Source organism: Saccharopolyspora montiporae, assembly GCF_015209505.1.
GTDB lineage: Bacteria > Actinomycetota > Actinomycetes > Mycobacteriales > Pseudonocardiaceae > Saccharopolyspora > Saccharopolyspora montiporae.
Genome location: NZ_JADEYC010000009.1, coordinates 134131 through 152753 on the forward strand (window position 1 = coordinate 134131; position 18623 = coordinate 152753).

Genomic DNA, 18623 nt, shown 5'->3' on the forward strand with positions numbered 1-18623 from the left:
GAGAGTACGGTTTCCAGTACCCGAGTCCCCAGGAGCGCCCGTGATGACGGCCGTGCACCGCCTGCTGCCCAGCCGGGAAGCCACCGACCTGCTGGAGCTGACCCGCGACCTCGCCCGCGGCGAACTCGCCGGGCGCGCCGCCGCGGACGAGGCCGCCGACCGGTTCCCGCGGGACGTGTTCGGGCTGCTCGGCGAGACCGGCCTGCTCGGCCTGCCCTATCCCGCCGAGCACGGCGGCGGCGAGCAACCGTACGAGGTCTACCTGCAGGTCCTCGAAGAGCTCGGCCGCGCGTGGATGACCGTGGCCGTCGGTCTGTCCGTGCACACCATGAGCTGCTTCCCGCTGGCCGAGTTCGGCACCGATCAGCAGCGCGCCGAACACCTCCCGGACCTGCTCGGCGGGCGGCTGCTCGGCGGCTACGCGCTGTCCGAGGCGCACGCGGGTTCGGACGCGGCCGCGCTGTCCACCCGCGCGGTCACCGACGGGGACGACTACCTGGTGACCGGCAACAAGGCGTGGATCACGCACGGCGGGGTCGCGGACTTCTACACCCTCATGGCGCGCACCTCCGACGACGGCCCGAAGGGCATCAGCTGCCTGCTCGTCGACGCGTCCACCGCGGGCCTGTCCGCCGGACCGCCGGAGCGCAAGATGGGGCTGACCGGCTCGCCGACCACCCCGCTGCACTTCGACCGGGCCCGCGTGCCCGGGCGGAACCTGATCGGCGAGCGCGGCGATGGGCTGCGCATCGCGCTGACTGCGCTGGCCTCCGGGCGCCTGGGCATCGCCGCGTGCGCGGTGGGCCTGGCGCAGGCCGCGTTGGACGAGGCGGTGCAGTACGCGCGCACCCGTGAGCAGTTCGGCCGACCGATCATCGGGTTCCAGGGCGTGGAGTTCCTGCTGGCCGACATGGCCGCCGCGGTGCACAGCGCCCGCGCCACCTACCTGGACGCCGCGCGGCGCCGCGATGCCGGTATCGAGTTCGCCAACCAGGCGGCGGTGGCCAAGCTGGTGGCCACCGACGCGGCGATGAAGGTGACCACGGACGCGGTGCAGGTGCTCGGCGGCGCCGGCTACACCCGCGACTTCCCGGTCGAGCGCTATCTGCGCGAAGCCAAGGTGCTTCAGATCTTCGAAGGCACCAACCAGATCCAGCGCATGCTCATCGCCCGCCACCTCACCGCGAACTGAGCTCCCTCGTTCAGAACGGGCGCAGGCCCCAGCGGGCCATCCAGTCCGCGCCGGGCTGCAGCACGGTCAGCCCGGTGCCGGAGTTCAGCGCGTCCGGCGGGCAGGTCATCGGTTCGATCGCGATCGCCCGCCCGCGGCCGGGGAAATCCTCGGCGGTGTAGACCTGCACCCAGTCGAACACCGGATCCGCCCACAGCTCGACGCCGCCGCCCGCGGGACCGGTCAGCGAATGCCGGACCAGGCCGTCCGGATCGTCCGGCAGCGGGGCGGCGCCGCCGAACGCGGTGTCCAGCAGGACCCCGGCGAGCCTGCGGCCGCGGCGGAATTCCTGCTCATCGCCCTCCAGCGACCGCGGTGGGCGCACCGGCAGCAACCGCTCCGGATCCACCGGCAGCACGGTCGCCGCCGCCAGCTTCAGCGTGCACTCGTCGGTCGCGGCCGCGCCGGCCCGCGGAAACGGGTGCACGCCGAGCCCGAACGGCACGGCCCGCCCACCCAGGTTCTGCACGGTGTGCGTGACCGTCAGCCCGGAATCGTCCACCGCGTAGCCGACCGAGGTCAGCAGCGGTACCGGCCAGCCCGGCTGCACCGGCACCATCGCGTGCAGCACCACCGTCGACTCGGCGTGCTCGACCACGGTCCACGGCACGTGCTGCAGCAGCCCGTGGATCGCGGTGCCGCGGGACGGCTCGGTCAGCGCCAGCTGCTGCGCCTCGCGCTCCAGCACCCACCGGCCGTCGGCGACCCGATTCGGCCACGGGACCAGCACGGCGCCCGCCGAGCGCGGCGGGAGCTCGTCGGCGCGGTAGCTCTCCACGTGCGGGACACCGTCGACCTCGAACTCGCGCAGGGCCGCGCCGACCTCGGTGATCACCGCCCGCGCGGCGCCGCCGACGATCTCGAACTGCCTACCGGTGGCAGGTACCGGATCATGCACGCCGCCACTGTACGGCGGGCGCGGGCCCGGGACAGCCCGTGCGCGCGCCCGCCCGGGTCAGCTGCCCAGCTTCGTCGGGTCGAACTCGGTCTTGCGGCGCCCACCCGCGAAGTAGTTGAACGCCCAGAACACGACGCCGATGCCGAGCAGGATCGCGGCGACCACGTACTCCTCCACCGGTCGACCGGCCAGCGGGCTGGCGAAGAAGGCGCAGGTGATCGCACCCAGCACCGGGACCCAGGTCGGCGCCCGGAAGTGCTCGTGCTCGACCTTGTCCTTGCGCAGCACCAGCACCGCGACGTTGACCAGGGCGAACACGATCAGCAGCAGCAGGGAGGTCGTGTTGCCCAGGTCCTCGATCTCCAGCGAGCTGATCAGGATGATCGCCAGGACGCTAGTGAACAGGATCGACACCCACGGCGTCTGCCGGGTGTGGTGCACCAGGCCGAACCGTCGCGGGATGACCTTCTCCTCGGCCATCCCGTAGAGCAGCCTGCTGGCCATCATCATGTTGATCAGCGCGGTGTTGCTCAGCGCGAACAGCGCCATCACCGCGAACAGGACGGGTGGGAACCACGGCGCCGCGGTCTGCACCACGAGCAGCAGCGGCCCGTCCGAATCGGCGAGCTCGTGGGTGGGCACCAACGTCGAGCTGATCAGCGCGATGGCCAGGTAGATCGCGGCGGTGATGCCCAGGCCGATCAGCACCGCCCGCGGGAAGGTCTTGACCGGGTCCTTGGTCTCCTCGGCCATGTTGACCGTGTCCTCGAACCCGACCATCGCGAAGAAGGCCAGCGCGGTCGCGGAGGTCACGGCCAGGAACGGACCGGTATCGGTGTTGAACTCCAGCAGCCGGCTCGGGTCGGGCACCAGCGCGTCGTTGGTGGTCACGCCGAAGATCGCCAGCGCACCGGGCACGATCACCAGTGCCATCCCGGCGAGCAGGATGATCGTGAGCACCACGTTCAGCTTCGCCGACTCGGCCACACCGCGGAGGTTCACCAGCGCGATCAGCGCGATGAACCCCACCGCGACCAGCCAGGACGGCGCGCCGGGCAGGATCTCCTGCAGGTAGTCGCCGCTGAACGCCTGCGCACCCGAGGACGCCGAGGTGATCCCGGAGCACATCACCGCGAAGGCCACCATGAACGTCAGGAAGTGCATCCCGAAGGCGCGGTGGATGTACAGCGGGGCACCGCCGGCCTTGGGGTACTTGCCGACCAGCTCCAGGTAGCTGAACGCGGTCAGGAAGGCGACCACGAAGGCGACCAGGAACGGCACCCACAGGGCACCGCCGACCTTGCCGGCGATCTTGCCGGTCAGCGCGTAAATCGTGGTCCCGATGATGTCGCCGACCACGAAGAACAGCAGCAATTTGGGCCCCATGACCTTCTTCAGGCCCGGGCCCTGCGCGTTGTCGACGGTGGAGTCGTTGGCCATAGCTGGAGAGTGTGCACTTCCGCTGATCGGCGAGTCCCAGCGGCCCTGGTCGCCGTGCACCGCCCGAGCACCGCCCCACGGGGCGAACCGCACAACTCGGACCGGAACGCGCACGCAGCGTGTCAGCGCGTGGGCGCTTCGTACTTCCAGAACGCCGGGAGGCACAGCGCCGCGGCTGTGGCGCACACCACGACGAGCGCGCCGCCGCCGGCCACGGCAGCGGAGGTCCCGAGCGCAGCGCCGGTTGAACCGTGCAGCACATCGGCCAGCCGCGGACCGCCCGCGACGACCACGGTGAACACGCCCTGGATCCGCCCGCGCATCTCATCGGTCGCCGCCGCCTGCAGGATCGAGCTGCGGTAGACCATGCTCACCAGGTCGGCCCCACCGCCCAGCGCCAGGAACAGCAGCCCCAGCCACAGCGAATCGGACAGCCCGAAGCCGATCACCGCCACGCCCCACAGCACGACGGACACCACCACGCCCGCTCCGTGCCTGCGGATGCGGTGCAGCCAGCCGGACAGCACGCCGAACAGGAACGCCCCGGCCGGGATCGCCGCGTAGAGCAGCCCCAACGCGAATCCGCCGCCGGGCGGATCGCCGAAGGTCCGCTCGGCCATCTCCGGGAACAGCGCACGCGGCATGCCGAACACCATCGCGATGATGTCCAGCAGGAACGACGCCAGCAGCACCGCGTGCAGGGCGAGATAGCGGAACCCGTCCAGCACGGCACGCAGGCCCGCGCGCTGCGGCGCCCCGGCCTGCGGCGGCATCGCGGGCAGCCGCAGCACCGCCCACAGCGCCGCGCACAGCGCCACCGCGTCGACCAGGTAGAGCGTGGACAGCCCGAGCACCGGCAGCAGCATCCCGGCCAGCAGCGGTCCGGCGATCGAGCCCAGCTGGAACACCGTCGACCCCAGCGCCTGCGCGGAGGGCAGCAGGTCGAGCGGGATGAGCCGGGCGATCGCCGCGTTGCGGGTCGGCATGTTGATCGCGAAGAACGTCTGCTGGGCGGCGAACAGCCCCAGGACTAACCACACCGACCCGATCCCGGCGGCCGCGACCGCCCACAGCGCGACCGCGGTCAGCGCCAGGCCGGTGTTGCTGGCCAGCAGGAGCTTGCGCCGGTCGACCGCATCGGCCACCGCCCCGCCCCACAGGCCGAACACCAGCAGCGGGACGAGCCCGAAGATCCCGGCCAGCCCGACGTAGGCCGAGGAGCCGGTGATGTCGTAGAGCTGCTTGGGCACCGCCACCGCGGCGAACTGCGCGCCGACCGCGGTGACGATGTTCGACAGCCACAGCCTGCGGTAGGCCGGGTAGCGCAGCGGCCGGGTGTCCAGCAGGACCGAGCCGAGCGCCTTGCGCAACCGGCCGGGGGGACGTGTCCGGGTACCGCTGGTGTGCACGAGCTCCGCAGCCTAGCGTGCCGGCGGTCGGACTTGAACCGCTCCGCGCAGCCGGACCCGGCCCGCGGGGTCAGGGCGCCAGCCGCTCCACGGTCCAGGTCTCGTCGGCGCGGCGGAACCGCAGCCGGTCGTGCAGCCGGTCCGGCCGGCCCTGCCAGAACTCGACGACCTCGGGCCGGATCCGCCAACCGCCCCAGTGCGGCGGCACCGGGACCCGCTCGTTGTCGGCGAACCGGCGCTCGATACCGCTGAGCGCGGATTCCAGCGCTTCCCGGTTGGTCACCACCCGGGACTGCGCCGAGGCCCAGGCGCCCAGCTGCGAACCGCGCGGGCGCGCACCCCAGTACTCGGCGGTCTCGGCGGAGCTGACCTTCTCCACGGTGCCGCGCACGTTGACCTGGCGCTGCATCGCCAGCCACGGGAACGTCGCCGCGGCCACCCGGGTCGCCGCCAGGTCGTGGCTCTTGGCCGAGGTGTAGTTGGTGAAGAACACGACCCCGCGCTCGTCGAATCCCTTGCACAGCACGGTTCGTGAGGAGGGGAAGCCCTCGGCATCGGACGTGGCCAGCACCATCGCGTTCGGCTCGGCGACCTCGGCGGCGACCGCTTCGTCGAACCACCGCTGCAGCTGCTCGTGCCAGGTGCCCGCCAGCGATGACTCGTGCAACGCGGCGGCGTCGTAGGACACCCGCATGGACGGCATCGCGACGTTGGCCTCCGACATCCGTTTTCCTCCCTGGTCGCCTGCTCGGCTGGACTGCGGTGCCGGGAGCTGCGCGGGCGCAGCACCGGGGTCGGCGGCGCCAACCACTCGTACGACGGTAGTCGGATCAGACGCGCGGGCCGAATCGGCCGTCGAGCACGATCGATTCCGCAACCGATGCAGTGATCGTCCGCACACGTCCGCGGGGCGAGCCGGGTGCGCCGATCAGGTCAACGGCCCGGCACGCGGAGTCGCACGCACCCGCAGCGCACCCCCGGAACGGGGGAGAACGCCCGGAGAATCCGGTTCCGGGTGAGTCCGATCACAGCAGATCGGCCGCGTCCGGATGCGCGCCGACCGCCAACCGCAACCGCCGCTGCGCGGTCACCGCGTCCGGGGCGAGCGCGGTGGCCTGCGCACCACCGGCCGCGAGCGGGGTCAACGCCCATCCGTCCCCGCCGGCCGCCGCCCGCGGATCCGCGTCCCACACCAGGGTTTCGGTCGCCAGCACCCGCGCGCCCGCGCGGTGCGGCGGGGTCGCGTCCAGCCACCGATCTCCGAGGTCCAGCCGCTGGCGCAACAGCGGTACGCCCGCGCGGCTGAGCTCGGTCGTGCTCACCAGCGTGCCCGGACGCTCCCCGCGGCGGCCGAGCACCAGCGTCTCCCGGCAGCGCATCCGGGCACCCGCACCGAGCCGCACCGCCAACCGGGCCGCGTGCTCGGCGCGCGCGCTGACCACGGTGGCCTCCGGCAGGTACTCGACGGTGCCGCCCGGCGCGACGTCGATCTCCACCGCGGCACTGCTGGGCCGGCCGTGCGGATCCGGCAGCGCCACGGTGGCCGCGGTGCCGCGCAGCCGCAGCCGGGCACCGCGGCCGACCTGCACCCGCAGCCGGACGCGATCCCCGCCGAGCGGGGAGGTCGCCGATCCGACCAGGTGCACCACCGCCGCGCCGTCGGAGCGGCTCGTGCGCCGCCGCTGCGGCAGCAGGGTCAGCGGGGGCTGCGAACGCAGGTCGCGCAGCACGCTGCGCCCGTCCGCGCCCAGCTCGACGGTCAGCAGCGCTTCGGCGCGCACGGCCACTCCTGCTCAGCCACGCGCACCCGCCCGCACCCGATCGCGCACCCAGGCGGCCGCGTCCGGAGCGTTCGGCGACCCGGTCAGCGACTGGGCCAGCACCGGCAGCTCGCCGCGCATCCGGTGCGCGTCCGCGACCATCACGCCCAGGTCGGCGCCCACCTGCTCGGCCAGGTCGATCTTGTTGATCACGAGCAGGTCGGCGGTGGTCACGCCCGGCCCGCCTTTGCGGGGGACCTTGTCCCCGCCGGCCACGTCGACGACGAAGATCTGCTCGTCAGCCAGACCGCGGCTGAACACGGCGGTCAGGTTGTCCCCGCCGCTTTCCACGATCACCAGCTCCAGGCCCGGATGCCGTTCGGTGAGCCGATCCACCGCGTCCAGGTTGGCGGTGATGTCGTCCCGGATCGCGGTGTGCGGGCAGGCTCCGGTCTGCACCGCCTCGATCCGGTCGGCGTCCAGGACCCCCGCATCGCGCAGGAAGTCGGCGTCCTCGGTGGTGTAGATGTCGTTGGTGACCACCGCCAACCGCATCTCCTGGCCCAGCGCGCGGCACAGTGCGGCGGTCAGCGCGGTCTTGCCGCTGCCGACCGGGCCACCGATGCCCAGGCGCAGCGGACGGCCGCGCGCGGGTGCCCGCGGGTGCGGATCCGGTCCGGCGGCCGTCGGATCGAAGTCGACGGGATGGGGGTGTCCGTGGCTCATGCTCTTCTTTCGGGGAGGTGGTATCGGACGACACTGCGGGTCAGGAAGCGAACAACCGGACCTCCTCCCGATGTCTGCGCTCGTGCGCCTCGGCGAGCAGGTCCAGGCCGGGCCCTGCGGCCGCGCACAGCTCAGCCGGATCGCCGCCCGCGCGGGCCGCGGCGTCGTCGGCGATCCGGTCCAGCTCGGCGGAGAGCTCGGTGACCGCCGCGTTGGCCGCGAACGGATCCAGCCCCAGCAGCCGCACGCCCGCCGACGACGGACCGCTGACGGCCAGATAACCCGCCGCGCAGGCCGCTTCTCGCGGGCCGGTTCCGCCGGTGGCGGCGAGCACGCCGAGCACCACCGGGTGGTGCGGCCGCGGCACCTCCGCCACCAGGTCCTCCAGCACCGGTCCCGGCCAAGCCGCCCGTCCCGCGCGCAGCAGACCGCGCCCCTGCGCCCGGGAGGCCGAACGCTGGGCCGGGGACGGGGTGCGCGCGTCGAGCTCGGCGTCCAGCACCTGCCAGTGCCGCCGACCGACCCCGCGCGCGGCGGCGTGCGCAGCGGCCGCGGCGAAGCCCGCCTGCACGGCGCCCGCGGTCCGCAGCCGACCAAGCAGGAAGCACCGCAGGTCGTCGACCCCGGTCAGCTCCCCGCGCGCGGCGGCTTCCTCGACACCGCCGGAATGCGCGTGGCCACCCCCGGGCAACCGGGCATCGGCGAGCGCGAGCAGCGGGAGACCTCCTCGCACGATTCCTCCAACCGGCCTGGTCAGAACAGGTTGTAGCGGCGCGCCATCGGCACCTCGGACACCGGGGCGGGCTCGATCAGCTCGCCGTCGACGTGCACCGCGAAGCTGTCCGGATCCACCCGGATGTCCGGTGTCGCCCCGTTGAGCACCATGTCCCGCTTGCCCACCGCGCGGGTGCCGCGCACCGCGCGCACCGGGGTGCGCAACCCGAGCCGGCCGGCCAGATCCGCGTCGACCGCCTCCTGCGCGGTGAAGAACACGCTGCTCGCCGCCGCCGGGCCCGGCTGGGCGCCGAAGCTCGGCCGGCCGAGGTAGGGCTGCGGGGTCGGGATGGACGCGTTGGCGTCGCCCATCGCCGCCCACGCCGCGAATCCGCCCTTGAGCACGGAATGCGGCCGCACGCCGAAGAACTGCGGTTCCCACAGCACCAGGTCGGCGAGCTTGCCGACCTCCACCGAACCGACCTCGTCGTCGATCCCGTGCGCGATGGCAGGGTTGATCGTGTACTTGGCGACGTAGCGCCGGGCCCGCAGGTTGTCCGCGACGCCGTCTCCGGGCAGCGCCCCGCGCCGGTCCTTCATCACGTGCGCCGTCTGCCAGGTCCGGGTGATCACCTCGCCGATGCGGCCCATGGCCTGCGCGTCCGAGCTGATCATCGAGATCGCGCCCAGGTCGTGCAGCACGTCCTCGGCCGCGATGGTGGACGGGCGGATCCGGCTCTCCGCGAACGCCAGGTCTTCCGGCACCGCCGGGTTGAGGTGATGGCAGACCACGAGCATGTCCAGGTGCTCGTCGATGGTGTTCACCGTGTGCGGGCGGGTCGGGTTGGTCGAGGACGGCAGCACGTTGTCCAGCCCGGCGACCCGGATGATGTCCGGCGCGTGCCCGCCGCCCGCGCCTTCCGCGTGGTAGGCGTTGATCGAGCGTCCGCCGATGGCGTCCAACGTGGACTCCAGGAAACCGGCTTCGTTGAGCGTGTCGGTGTGGATGGCCACCTGCACACCGCTGTCGTCCGCGCAACGCAGCGCGCTGTCGATCACCGCGGGTGTGCTGCCCCAGTCCTCGTGCAGCTTGAAACCGCCCGCACCGGCGCGCAGCTGCTCGGCCAGCGCCTCGGCGCGGGTGGTGTTGCCCTTGCCCAACAGCAGCACGTTCACCGGCAGCTGATCGCAGGATTGCAGCATCCGGGCGAGGTTCCAGGGTCCCGGTGTGACCGTGGTGGCCTTGCTGCCCTCGGCCGGGCCGGTGCCGCCGCCGATCAGCGTGGTCACCCCGCTGGCCAGCGCGGTCTCCACCTCCTGCGGGCAGATGAAGTGCACGTGGCAATCGATGCCGCCCGCGGTGAGGATCCTGCCGCCGCCGGCCACGACCTCGGTCGACGGCCCGATGACCAGCTCCGGATCCACCCCGTCGGCGATGTCCGGGTTGCCCGCCTTGCCGATGCCGCAGATCCGACCGTCCCGGATGCCCACATCGGCCTTGATCACGCCCCAGTGGTCCAGCAGGACCGCGCCGGTGATGATCACGTCCGGCGTGCCCTCGGCCCTGGTCGCCGCGGACTGGCCCATCGATTCGCGGATGACCTTGCCGCCGCCGAACACCACCTCGTCCCCGGAACCCGCCGGTCCCGCGCTGCGGTCCTCGGTGATCTGCACGAGCAGGCCGGTATCGGCCAGCCGCACCCGGTCCCCGGTGGTGGGCCCGAACAGCTCGGCGTAGTGCTGCCGGTCGATCGTGCTCATCGCGCCTCCTCCGGCTCGTCCAACGGGCCCGCCTGCTCCGGCCGCAGCCCGCGGACGATCCGCCTGCCGCCGATCGCCACCAGCGCCACCTCGCGTTCCACACCCGGTTCGAAACGCAGCGCGGTCCCCGCGGGCACGTCCAGCCGGTAGCCGTGCGCCGCGGCGCGGTCGAAATCCAGGGCCGGGTTCACGGCGGCGAAGTGGTAGTGCGAGCCGATCTGCACCGCGCGGTCGCCGCTGTTGACCACGGTCAGGGCGATCGTGGTGCGACCCGGGTTGAGCGGGATCGGCTCGGCACCGGTGATGATCTCGCCGGGGCGCATGGGCTGGTTCCTCCCGATGGGTCAGCTGATCGGATCGTGCACGGTCACCAGCTTGGTGCCGTCCGCGAACGTGGCCTCCACCTGCACGTCCGGGATCATCCCCGGCACTCCGTCCAGCACCTGCTCAGCGCTGAGCACCCGACGGCCGCTGCGCATGAGCTCGGCCACCGAGCACCCGTCCCGGGCGCCCTCGACGACGTGGTCGGTGATCAGCGCGACCGCTTCCGGGTAGTTCAACCGCAGTCCGCGTCCGAGGCGCTCCCGGGCGAGACCGGCGGCCAGGTGGACGAGCAACTTCTCGCGCTCGTGCGGAACGAGGTGCATATTCCGATTCCTAACACGGCTTTCAGCACCCCCGGACTTGCTGACCTGGTGTTTTACCGGTCGGGAACGAGGTGGTTACACCGAATTTCCCACCGGCGGGCCGCTGCGGAAAATCCCGCGCAGTTGTGCGGACTCCGATCGGCGAATTTTTTTCCGCACCGGCACGATTGCCGCAGGAGTTGCACCGCGGCACCGTGGGCCCACCCCGCCACTGCAACGACCGCGCCCGGCGCGGTGAACCGCGATGAGACGAGGCAGATCATGAGCAGTGCCGGCACCGAGTTCCGCCCCGGCCTGGAAGGCGTCGTGGCGTTCCGGACCGAGATCGCAGAACCGGACCGCGGCGGAGGCGCACTGCGCTACCGCGGGGTGGACATCGAGGACCTGGTGGGCACCACCCCGTTCGGCGATGTGTGGTCGCTGCTGGTGGACGGCGAGTTCGGCACCGGCCCGCAGCCCGCGGCGGCGGACCCGCTGCCGCTGCGCACCGGGGACGTGCGGGCCGATGTGCAGGCGGCGCTGGCCGCGGCAGGTCCCGCCGAGGGGATGGCACCGCTGCTGGACGTGGACGCGGCGACCGCCCGCGACCAGCTGGCCCGCTGCACCGGGCTGGCGCTGTCCTACGCGGCGCAGTCGGCGCGTGGCGAGGAACCCCCGGTGCCCGCGGAGCAGATCGACCGGGCCGGTTCGGCCGCCGAGCGGTTCCTGGTGAGCTGGCGCGGCGAGGCGAACCCCGCGCACGCCCGCGCGTTGGACGCCTACTGGGTCTCGGCCGCCGAGCACGGGCTCAACGCCTCCACCTTCACCGCCCGGGTCATCGCCTCCACCGGCGCGGACGCGGCGGCCTGCCTGTCCGGTGCGGTCGGCGCGATGTCCGGTCCGCTGCACGGCGGCGCGCCGGCCCGGGTGCTGCCGATGCTCGACGAGGCCGAGCGGACCGGGGACGCCCGGCAGGTCGTGGAGTCCGTGCTGGACCGCGGGGACCGGCTGATGGGCTTCGGGCACCGGGTCTACCGCGCCGAGGACCCGCGGGCCCGCGTGCTGCGCAGCACCTGCGAGCAGCTCGGCGCCCCGCGTTTCGAGGTGGCCCGCGCGCTGGAGGCGGCGGCGCTGGACGTGCTGCGCGAGCGTCGCCCGGACCGCCAGATCGAGACGAACGTGGAGTTCTGGGCGGCGGTGGTGCTGGACTTCGCGCAGGTGCCGACGCCGATGATGCCCGCGATGTTCACCTGCGCCCGGCTGGCCGGCTGGTCGGCGCACGTGCTGGAGCAGCAGCGGACCGGCCGGCTGGTGCGTCCGTCGGCCGAGTACACCGGGCCGGACCCGCGTCCCCCGCACGACGTGCCCGGCTGGCGCGGGGCGTCCCCGGTGGGCGCTCCGGTGTGAGCCCGGCCGGACACGGGGGGTGATCGCGGGCCCGGGGTGGCGGAGACCACCGCCCGCCGCGCGCAGCCGCCGCCGGCCCCGCCGCGGCTCACGTCACCATCCGCGTCCGGCACCCGCGATTATCCTGGTAACCAGCGCGAACGCGGTGCGCGAACGCGCGGGCGGGCGGCGCCCCGCGCGGGCCCGCCGAGCCGGGTGCGGACCGGGTCGATTCACCGGTCCGGGGTTCGGAGGCTTTGGCCGACGCGGGGTACCGCAGTAAGTTGCAGTGCGGCCGCGCGCACCCGGCGGAAGCCGGGTACCGGGCGGACCGGACTCCGGACGGAGGAAGGCCCGCGGCGCGGCGGGGAGCCGGCAACGGCGCCGGGTCCGACGAAGTCCGGGGCGGTCCGCCGATCCCGGTACAGGCATCACGACAACCGGAGGCGCCGGCATGACGCAGGCCGAGACCATCGACCCGACGAACCTGAAGCTGCCCGACGAGCTCAAGCCGGCCGACGGCCGGTTCGGCTGCGGCCCGTCCAAGGTGCGCGGTGAGCAGCTCACCCGGCTGGCCACCGAAGGCGCCGGTCTGATGGGCACTTCGCACCGGCAGAAGCCGGTGAAGTCGCTGGTCGGACGGGTCCGCTCCGGGCTGGCCGAGCTGTTCTCGCTGCCCGAGGGCTACGAGGTCGTGCTGGGCGTCGGCGGGTCCACCGCGTTCTGGGACGCCGCTGCGTTCGGCCTGGTCCGCGAGCGCGCCCTGCACCTGAGCTACGGCGAGTTCTCCTCGAAGTTCGCCAAGGCCACGAAGTCGGCCCCGTTCCTGTCCGACCCGGTGGTCGTCGAGTCCGAGCCGGGTGACGCGCCGACGCCGGTCTCCGACCCGAGCGTCGACCTGATCTCCTGGGCGCACAACGAGACCTCCACCGGCGTCATGCTTCCCCCGTCCCGCCCCGCGGGTTCGGAGAACGCGCTGATCGCGGTGGACGCGACCTCGGGCGCGGGCGGCCTGGCGTTCGACCCGGCCGAGGTGGACGTGTACTACTTCGCGCCGCAGAAGTCGTTCGCCTCGGACGGCGGGCTGTGGCTGGCCGCGATGAGCCCGGCCGCCATCGAGCGGGTCGGCGAGATCGGCGGTTCCGGCCGGTACGTGCCGGAGTTCCTGTCGCTGACCACGGCGCTGGACAACTCGCGCAAGGACCAGACCTACAACACCCCGGCGATCGCGACGCTGTTCCTGCTGGCCGACCAGATCGACTGGATGAACGGCAAGGGCGGGCTGTCCTGGAGCGACGCCCGCACCAAGGAGAGCTCGCAGCGGCTGTACGGCTGGGCGGAGGCCTCGGACTTCGCCACCCCGTACGTGCAGGACACCGCCAAGCGCTCCCAGGTGGTCGGCACCATCGACTTCGACGAGTCGGTGGACGCGGCCGCGGTCGCCACGGCCCTGCGCGCCAACGGCATCGTGGACACCGAGCCGTACCGCAAGCTGGGCCGCAACCAGCTGCGGATCGGCACGTTCCCGGCCATCGAGCCGGACGATGTGACCGCTCTTACCAAGTCCATCGATTGGGTCGTTTCCAAGCTGTCCTGATGCGCAGCGCAGCCGGGGTGTTCCGCGATCACGCGGGAACACCCCGGTGACCAGCACAAACCCGAGCACTCCCGCCACCTCCACGAGTGACGCGACCGGGCACGGCACGTGTCCGGATCCACGATTTGAGTGGAACTACCCGTTCGCACGGGGGCTGTTCTTCCGGCAAGATCAGACGCGGGAAGAGCGACCAACAGCACGACGTGCCCGGCGTGCCTGCCCCGTCAAGGCGGCACGCCGGGTTACTGTCACAGCTTGGTGACATGTAGTCGGCGGGAGGCTGGCATATGCGAGCGCTGCGAGTGGTCGGGCTCGACGAGGACGGTGAATCCGTCATCTGCGAGGACCCGGAGAACGGCGAGCGCTTCAACGTTCCCGCCGACGAGCGGTTGCGCGCTGCGGCGCGCGGCGACCTGACCCGGCTCGGCCAGGTGCAGATCGAGATGGAGTCGCAGATCCGGCCGCGGGAGATCCAGGCCCGCGTCCGCGCCGGGGCCTCCGTCGAGCAGATCGCCACCGCGCACGGCATCCCGGAGCAGCGCGTCGAACGCTACGCCTACCCGGTGCTGCTGGAGCGCGCGCAGATCGCGGAGATGGCCCAGCGCGCGCACCCGGTGCGCGAGGACGGCCCGGACGTGCAGACGCTCGGCGAAGTCGTGGCGCACACCTTCGGCATGCGCGGGCACGAGTACACCGAGGCGAACTGGGACGCCTGGCGCGGCGAGGACGGCAAGTGGGTCGTCCAGCTGCTCTGGCAGGCCGGCCGCTCGGAGAACGGGGCGCACTGGACGTTCCACCCGGGTGCGCACGGCGGCACGGTCGCCGCGCTGGACGAGCACGCTGCCGAGCTGCTGGATCCCTCGCCGAACCGCCCGCTGCGCACGGTCCGCCCGGTCACCGAGCTGGCACGCGAGGCGCTGCAGCTCGACCAGGACCAGCCGGGCGCCGAGACGGAGGACCCGACCGAGCCCCCGCCGCGGGCGGGCAGTCCGCTGCTGGACCTGGACGGGCCGGCCGAGCCCGCGGCCGCCGACGGCGCGGCCCCGCTGCCGGACACCGCGGACAACGCTCCGGTACCGCCCGCGGTCGCCGAACCGCAGCGGAGCGTCGAGCCGCGCCCGCCCGAGCCGACCGCGGCCGAGCAGGGCGGTGCCGTACCGGCCGAGGAGCCGGAGGAGGACGCGTCGCCGCGGTCGGAGAACCGGCGCAACCGCAAGAGCCACCCGATCGTCCCGTCCTGGGAGGACGTGCTGCTGGGCGTGCGCTCGCACCGGTGACGCCGCTCAGCCCAGCAGGCCGAGCAGCAGCGCGCACCAGGCGGCGCAGATCCCGGCGCCGGTGCCGAAGGCCACCCAACGCCACACCGGCGTCCGGCGGCCGATCCAGACCGAGGGCGCCAGCCCGGCGGCCACCGCGAGGTTGACCAGCACGCTCAGCACCGGACTGACCTCGGCCAACCCGAGCGTCATGACGACCAGGGTGACGGCGACGAGCGCAGCGATGATCCCGCTGACCAGCAGCCCGGATCCCCACGGCACGGGTTCGGCCGTGCGCGCGCCGCCGCCCAGCCGGATCGGGTGGCCGCGCACCGGATCGCGGTAGACGATCTCCGCACCGGTTTCGGCCGCCATGCGCGCGGCCAGCCGGCGTCCGCGGCGGGAGACGGCCTCGCCGCGCTGCGCGGCTCCGTCCGCGGACAGCGAGCCGCAGACCTCCGCCCACTCGTGCAGCGCGTCGACCAGGTCCGCCGACAACCCCACCGCGGCGATGTCCAGTTCGACCGCACCGGGCTGCGCGAGTACCGGGCGCCCGTCCCGGACCTGCAGCTGCCACTCGTGCCGCGCGGTGGCCGCGGGGTTCACCGGCCCGCTCCCATCTCGTGGAAGGCGACCGCCGCGGAGGTGGCCACGTTCAGCGAGTCCACGTCGCCGGCCATCGGGATGCGCACCGCGGTGTCCGCCGCCGCGATGGCCTCCTCGGTCAGCCCGGGCCCCTCGGATCCCAGCAGCACCGCCACCGGTCCGCGGTCCAGGTCCGCCTGCCCGAGCGGGACCGATCCCGCGCGCGGGGTCAGCGCCGCGATCCGCAGCCCGGCGTCGCGCAGCAGGGCGAGGTCGTCCGGCCAGGCGTCCAGGCGGGCGAACGGCACCCGCAGCACGTGGCCCATGGAGACCCGCACGCTGCGCCGGTAGAGCGGATCGGAGCAGCCGGACCCCAACAGCACCCCGTCCACGCCCAGGGCCGCGGCGTTGCGGAACAGCGAGCCGAGGTTCTCGTGGTCGCCGATGCCCTCCAGCACGGCCAGCCGCTGCGCCCCGGCGATCAGCTCGCGCGGCTCGGGCTCCGGGGCCCGGTCGGCCACGGCCAGCACCCCGCGGTTCAGGTGGAACCCGACGACCTGCGCCATGACGTCGGCATCGGCGGCGTAGGCGGGCACGTCCACCGCGGCGAGGTCCGCGGACAGCTCGTCCAACCTGCGGTGCACCCCGAACAGCGCGCGGACCGGATAGGGCGAGGCGAGCAGCCGCCGCACGACGACGACGCCCTCCGCGATCACCAGGCCCCGGCCGCCGGGGCGATCCGGGCGCCGATCCGCGCGGGACAGGTCCCGGAAGTCGTCGACCCGCGGATCATCCGCCTCGCCGACCTCGACGATTCTTGCCACACGAGCATTCTCGCACCCGGGCGGGACCGCTCGAACGGGCCGAAGATGAGAGCCGAGGCACCGCGCCCGCGGGCATAAACCGAAGGACTCTCGCGTTACTCACCGCGGCACGGCACGGAGTCGCAGAGGAGCACCATGGCCACCGACGGAGAACCCGAGCGGCACGCACATGCCGGCAAGAAGCTGCGCTTCGCGCTCATCCTCGGCGGGCTGACCGCGTTCGGGCCGCTGACCATCGACATGTACCTGCCCGCGCTGCCGCAACTGGCCGGCGAACTCGGCGCCACCGAAGCGCAGGCGCAGCTGACGCTGACGACCGTGCTGTTCGGCCTGGCGTTCGGCCAGCTGGTGGCCGGACCGGTCAGCGACTCGGTCGGCAGGCGGAAACCACTGCTGGTCGGGCTGGTGCTCTACCTCGTCGCGACCGTGCTGTGCACGCTGTCCGGATCGGTGTTCGCGCTGATGGGGCTGCGCTTCCTGCAGGGATTCGGCGCCGCCGCGGGCATGGTCATCGCGCGCGCCACGGTGCGCGACCTCTACGGCGGGGTGGAAGCCGCCCGGTTCTTCTCCTCGCTGATGCTGGTCACCGGGCTGGCGCCGATCCTGGCGCCGGTGATCGGCGGGCAGGTGCTCAACCACACCGACTGGCGCGGGGTGTTCGTGGTGCTGACCGGGTTCGGCGCCCTGCTGCTGGCGGTCACCACCTTCCTGCTGCCGGAGACCAAACCGGTCCACTGGCGCACGCCCGCCCGGCTGGGTCCGACGTTCCGCACCTTCGGCCGACTGCTCGCCGAGCGCTCGTTCCTGGGCAACGCGCTGACCGCCGGGTTGGCCATGGCCGCGATGTTCTCCTACGTGTCCGGCTCGTCGTTCGTGCTGCAAGATCTGCACGGCATGTCCCCGCAGACCTACAGCCTGGTCTTCGGCGCGAACGCGATCGGACTGGTGCTGGCCGGGCAGGTCAACGCGCGCCTGGTCGGCCGGTTCGCCGGGGAGAGCACGCTGCTGCTGTGCGCGCTGTCCGGGGCCACCGCGGCCGGTGCCGTGCTGGTGGCCACCGCCCTGCTGGGCCTGCCGCTGCCGTTCCTGCTGGCGGCCCTGTTCGTGATGATCTCCAGCCTCGGCTTCGTCATGCCGAACACCACGATGCTGGCCCTGGCCGAGAACCGGGAGATCTCCGGTACCGCCTCCGCGCTGCTGGGCGTGTGCCAGTTCGTCATCGGCGCGCTGGCCGCACCGCTGGTCGGCCTCGGCGGCGCCGGTTCCGAACTGCCCATGGTGCTGGTGATGTTCGGCGTGGTGCTGCTGGCGCTGACCGCCTTCCTGACCATGGGCAGGCGCGCGACCAGTCCCAGCACCACCGAGGCCGCGCAGGACGAACCGGCGGGCGCCGCGCACGGCCGCGGCCGACCGGGGCGCCGGTAGGTTCGGGGGTATGGCTCAACTCGGCAACACCGATCTGGACGTCTTCCCCCTCTGCCTCGGCGGCAACGTGTTCGGCTGGACGGCCGACCGCGAGCAGTCCTTCGCCGTGCTGGACACCTACCTGGCGGCGGGTGGCAACTTCGTGGACACCGCGGATGTCTACTCCACGTTCGTGCCCGGCAACGCGGGCGGTGAGTCCGAGCAGGTCCTCGGCGAGTGGCTGCGGGCGCGTGGCAACCGCGACGACGTGCTGATCGCCACCAAGGTCGGCATGTGGGAGCAGCGGCCCGGCCTGTCCGCGGCGAACATCACCGCGGCGGCGGAGGATTCGCTGCGCCGGCTCGGCACGGACCACATCGACCTCTACTACGCGCACCACGACGACGCGGACACCCCGCTGGAGGAGGCGCTGACCGCGTTCGACGGCCTGGTGCGGTCCGGCAAGGTGCGGCACATCGCCGCGTCCAACTACTCCGCCGCGCGGCTGCAGGAGGCGCTGTCGGTGTCGCGCAGCGGTGGGTTGGCCGAGTTCGCCGCGCTGCAGCCGCACTACAACCTGGTGGAGCGCGCGGACTTCGAGGGCGAGCTGTCCGCGCTCGTCGAGCGCGAGGGGCTCGGTGTGCTGCCGTACTACGCGCTGGCCAAGGGTTTCCTCACCGGCAAGTACCGGCCCGGCGACGACACCTCGGACAGCCCACGGGCCGAAGGGGCCCGCGCGTACCTGGACGAGCGCGGTGTGCAGGTGCTGGCCGCGCTGGACGAGATCGCCCTGGTGCGCGGGGTTCCGCTGGCCTCGGTCGCGCTGGCCTGGCTGGCCGGCAAGCCGGGGGTGACCGCGCCGATCGCCAGCGCGCGCAACCTCGACCAGCTCCAGCCGCTGCTGACCGCGGCCGAAATCCGGTTGTCCGCCGAGGAAATGCAGCGGCTGGACGACGCCTCGCGCTGACCGCCGGTCACCGGCCGGATACCGTTTTGGCCGCTGTCG

At 73.0% G+C, this 18623-nt stretch carries 18 protein-coding genes; 6 read left to right on the top strand and 12 right to left on the bottom strand.

Annotation, left to right across the window (positions count from 1 at the left end):
* Window positions 1-43: 43 nt before the first annotated feature.
* Window positions 44-1192, top strand: coding sequence for an acyl-CoA dehydrogenase family protein (locus IQ251_RS06005; RefSeq protein WP_193927446.1), 1149 nt, complete (start codon window positions 44-46; stop codon window positions 1190-1192).
* A 10-nt stretch (window positions 1193-1202) separates the two neighbouring features.
* Here IQ251_RS06005 and IQ251_RS06010 read toward each other — a convergent pair whose 3' ends face one another.
* The 10 genes from IQ251_RS06010 to IQ251_RS06055 all read right to left on the bottom strand — a co-directional run bounded on the left by IQ251_RS06010 (window position 1203) and on the right by IQ251_RS06055 (window position 10586).
* The gene (locus IQ251_RS06010) at window positions 1203-2129 is read right to left on the bottom strand and encodes an aldose 1-epimerase family protein (protein ID WP_193927447.1); all 927 of its coding nucleotides are present in this window, start codon (window positions 2127-2129) and stop codon (window positions 1203-1205) included.
* Between the two features lie 57 nt (window positions 2130-2186).
* On the bottom strand, window positions 2187-3569 hold the full coding sequence (locus IQ251_RS06015; RefSeq protein ID WP_193927448.1) for an APC family permease: 1383 nt from the start codon (window positions 3567-3569) through the stop codon (window positions 2187-2189).
* A 122-nt stretch (window positions 3570-3691) separates the two neighbouring features.
* On the bottom strand, window positions 3692-4978 hold the full coding sequence (locus tag IQ251_RS06020) for an MFS transporter (protein WP_193927449.1): 1287 nt from the start codon (window positions 4976-4978) through the stop codon (window positions 3692-3694).
* Window positions 4979-5048: 70 nt separating this feature from the next.
* Window positions 5049-5702 (bottom strand): pyridoxamine 5'-phosphate oxidase, encoded by a 654-nt coding sequence (gene pdxH, locus IQ251_RS06025; RefSeq protein ID WP_193927450.1) that lies wholly within the window; start codon window positions 5700-5702, stop codon window positions 5049-5051.
* Window positions 5703-6003: 301 nt separating this feature from the next.
* Window positions 6004-6759, bottom strand: a complete 756-nt coding sequence (locus IQ251_RS06030) for an urease accessory protein UreD (protein WP_193927451.1) — start codon at window positions 6757-6759, stop codon at window positions 6004-6006.
* A gap of 12 nt (window positions 6760-6771) precedes the next feature.
* Window positions 6772-7464, bottom strand: coding sequence for an urease accessory protein UreG (ureG, locus tag IQ251_RS06035; RefSeq protein ID WP_193927452.1), 693 nt, complete (start codon window positions 7462-7464; stop codon window positions 6772-6774).
* A 40-nt stretch (window positions 7465-7504) separates the two neighbouring features.
* Window positions 7505-8197, bottom strand: coding sequence for an urease accessory protein UreF (locus IQ251_RS06040; protein WP_193927453.1), 693 nt, complete (start codon window positions 8195-8197; stop codon window positions 7505-7507).
* 20 nt (window positions 8198-8217) lie between these two features.
* On the bottom strand, window positions 8218-9939 hold the full coding sequence (locus tag IQ251_RS06045) for an urease subunit alpha (protein WP_193927454.1): 1722 nt from the start codon (window positions 9937-9939) through the stop codon (window positions 8218-8220).
* Window positions 9936-10262, bottom strand: coding sequence for an urease subunit beta (locus IQ251_RS06050; protein ID WP_193927455.1), 327 nt, complete (start codon window positions 10260-10262; stop codon window positions 9936-9938). The genes IQ251_RS06045 and IQ251_RS06050 overlap by 4 nt, the downstream gene beginning before the upstream one ends.
* A gap of 21 nt (window positions 10263-10283) precedes the next feature.
* Window positions 10284-10586 carry an urease subunit gamma gene (locus IQ251_RS06055; protein WP_193927456.1) on the bottom strand — a complete coding sequence of 101 codons (303 nt, stop codon included), beginning with the start codon at window positions 10584-10586 and terminating at the stop codon, window positions 10284-10286.
* Window positions 10587-10847: 261 nt separating this feature from the next.
* Between IQ251_RS06055 and IQ251_RS06060 the strand changes: the two genes are divergently transcribed.
* From IQ251_RS06060 to sepH, 3 genes are all read left to right on the top strand, one after another.
* On the top strand, window positions 10848-11972 hold the full coding sequence (locus IQ251_RS06060; protein ID WP_193927457.1) for a citrate synthase 2: 1125 nt from the start codon (window positions 10848-10850) through the stop codon (window positions 11970-11972).
* A gap of 433 nt (window positions 11973-12405) precedes the next feature.
* Complete coding sequence (serC, locus tag IQ251_RS06065; RefSeq protein WP_193927458.1) at window positions 12406-13548, top strand: phosphoserine transaminase; 1143 nt, start codon at window positions 12406-12408, stop codon at window positions 13546-13548.
* A gap of 287 nt (window positions 13549-13835) precedes the next feature.
* The gene (sepH, locus tag IQ251_RS06070) at window positions 13836-14825 is read left to right on the top strand and encodes a septation protein SepH (RefSeq protein WP_193927459.1); all 990 of its coding nucleotides are present in this window, start codon (window positions 13836-13838) and stop codon (window positions 14823-14825) included.
* A gap of 6 nt (window positions 14826-14831) precedes the next feature.
* Here sepH and IQ251_RS06075 read toward each other — a convergent pair whose 3' ends face one another.
* Both IQ251_RS06075 and IQ251_RS06080 read right to left on the bottom strand, forming a co-directional pair.
* Complete coding sequence (locus IQ251_RS06075) at window positions 14832-15410, bottom strand: DUF2537 domain-containing protein (protein ID WP_193927460.1); 579 nt, start codon at window positions 15408-15410, stop codon at window positions 14832-14834.
* Window positions 15407-16213: a TrmH family RNA methyltransferase gene (locus IQ251_RS06080; RefSeq protein ID WP_193927461.1), complete on the bottom strand. Its 807-nt coding sequence runs from the start codon at window positions 16211-16213 to the stop codon at window positions 15407-15409. Before IQ251_RS06080 ends, IQ251_RS06075 begins: the two co-directional genes overlap by 4 nt.
* A 135-nt stretch (window positions 16214-16348) precedes the next feature.
* Here IQ251_RS06080 and IQ251_RS06085 point away from each other — a divergent pair, with 135 nt between their 5' ends.
* Complete coding sequence (locus IQ251_RS06085; RefSeq protein ID WP_193927462.1) at window positions 16349-17638, top strand: multidrug effflux MFS transporter; 1290 nt, start codon at window positions 16349-16351, stop codon at window positions 17636-17638.
* 10 nt (window positions 17639-17648) lie between these two features.
* On the top strand, window positions 17649-18584 hold the full coding sequence (locus IQ251_RS06090; RefSeq protein WP_193927463.1) for an aldo/keto reductase: 936 nt from the start codon (window positions 17649-17651) through the stop codon (window positions 18582-18584).
* Window positions 18585-18623 lie beyond the last annotated feature (39 nt).

Bases quoted from the DNA above. Each gene is read 5' to 3' on its own strand.
- IQ251_RS06005 (WP_193927446.1), top strand. From the start codon at position 44: ATGACGGCCGTGCACCGCCTGCTGCCCAGCCGGGAAGCCACCGACCTG.
- IQ251_RS06015 (WP_193927448.1), bottom strand. From the start codon at position 3,569: ATGGCCAACGACTCCACCGTCGACAACGCGCAGGGCCCGGGCCTGAAG.
- pdxH (WP_193927450.1), bottom strand. From the start codon at position 5,702: ATGTCGGAGGCCAACGTCGCGATGCCGTCCATGCGGGTGTCCTACGAC.
- ureG (WP_193927452.1), bottom strand. From the start codon at position 7,464: ATGAGCCACGGACACCCCCATCCCGTCGACTTCGATCCGACGGCCGCC.
- IQ251_RS06045 (WP_193927454.1), bottom strand. From the start codon at position 9,939: ATGAGCACGATCGACCGGCAGCACTACGCCGAGCTGTTCGGGCCCACC.
- IQ251_RS06050 (WP_193927455.1), bottom strand. From the start codon at position 10,262: ATGCGCCCCGGCGAGATCATCACCGGTGCCGAGCCGATCCCGCTCAAC.
- IQ251_RS06055 (WP_193927456.1), bottom strand. From the start codon at position 10,586: ATGCACCTCGTTCCGCACGAGCGCGAGAAGTTGCTCGTCCACCTGGCC.
- IQ251_RS06060 (WP_193927457.1), top strand. From the start codon at position 10,848: ATGAGCAGTGCCGGCACCGAGTTCCGCCCCGGCCTGGAAGGCGTCGTG.
- serC (WP_193927458.1), top strand. From the start codon at position 12,406: ATGACGCAGGCCGAGACCATCGACCCGACGAACCTGAAGCTGCCCGAC.
- sepH (WP_193927459.1), top strand. From the start codon at position 13,836: ATGCGAGCGCTGCGAGTGGTCGGGCTCGACGAGGACGGTGAATCCGTC.
- IQ251_RS06085 (WP_193927462.1), top strand. From the start codon at position 16,349: ATGGCCACCGACGGAGAACCCGAGCGGCACGCACATGCCGGCAAGAAG.
- IQ251_RS06090 (WP_193927463.1), top strand. From the start codon at position 17,649: ATGGCTCAACTCGGCAACACCGATCTGGACGTCTTCCCCCTCTGCCTC.